At 68.4% G+C, this 528-nt stretch carries 1 protein-coding gene and 1 pseudogene; both read right to left on the bottom strand.

The window, feature by feature from the left end:
- Nucleotides 1-370 (bottom strand): GntR family transcriptional regulator (locus PKE71_RS17580; protein ID WP_271188322.1); only part of this gene is annotated, 370 nt, incomplete at its 3' end.
- A pseudogene (locus tag PKE71_RS17690) lies at nucleotides 355-528 on the bottom strand (malonic semialdehyde reductase); the annotation flags it as partial. The pseudogene PKE71_RS17690 and the gene PKE71_RS17580, both read right to left, overlap by 16 nt.

The raw sequence follows: 528 nt of genomic DNA, 5'->3' as shown, positions 1-528 counted from the left end.
CGCCGCCGCTGACGTAGTCTTCGGACTGGGTGTGCGCGAGCTCCAGCTGACGGCGCTCGATGCCGGTCAGCCGGACGGCTGCCAGCTTGGCGCACAGCGCGTCGATCTCCGCGCACGCCTCAAACAGCTCGTCGAGCTGCTGCGGGTCGATCTCAGCCACCCACGCGCCCCTCTTGGGCAGGATGCGGACCAACCCCGTGCCGCTGAGCTGGCGCAGCGCGTCACGCACCGGGGTGCGCGACACCTGGTAGTGCTCGGCGAGCGCGGGCTCGTCGAGCTTCTGTCCGGGCTTCAGCCGCCCGGAGACGATGTCGTCGGCGATGCGCTGCCGGATCTCCTCCGACCTGGTCTTCCCTACAGAAGCGTGCATGCGTCCTCGAATGAGAGCCGGGGTAGTCGTGGAAACAACGCGGCCCGGTCGGCGCGGCCCAGATTGCACAGGAAATTCACCTTGGTCCGTCCGTCGGGGAAGAACTCCGCCTCCAGCTTCACGCTGTCGAAACCCGACAGGGGCCCGCAGTCAAGGCC

This window comes from Maricaulis virginensis (genome assembly GCF_027922185.1).
GTDB lineage: Bacteria > Pseudomonadota > Alphaproteobacteria > Caulobacterales > Maricaulaceae > Maricaulis > Maricaulis virginensis.
This window is presented reverse-complemented; position numbering and strand designations above follow the sequence as displayed.